Source organism: Methylobacterium sp. AC690 (genome assembly GCF_979256535.1).
The window spans coordinates 1-238 of record NZ_CEEDOX010000129.1 but is presented as its reverse complement, the minus strand read 5'-3'; the positions used below and the strand labels follow the sequence as shown (position 1 = coordinate 238).

The 238-nt window shown below is 71.8% G+C and carries 1 protein-coding gene; it reads right to left on the bottom strand.

What is annotated here, in order from left to right; translation table 11 throughout:
- On the bottom strand, positions 1–238 hold a 238-nt coding region (gene hisE / locus AC0IY1_RS25575; protein ID WP_471773378.1), incomplete at both ends, for a phosphoribosyl-ATP diphosphatase.

Below are 238 nucleotides of genomic sequence, written 5' to 3'. Positions count from 1 at the left end.
GGCCTTCTCGGCGATCCCGCTCTGCACCGGGCGCCGCTCGAGCTCCGCCAGCACCTCGTGCAGGGTCACACCGCCGCCCCGCAGCACGACCATGAGATGGGACAGCACGTCTGCCGCTTCACCGATGAGGCCTGCCCGGTCGCCTTGCACGGCGGCGTTCGCCGCCTCGACGGCTTCCTCACCGAGCTTCTGGGCGGGTCTAGCCGGGCCGCCGGCCAGGAGCTTTGCGGTGTAGGAG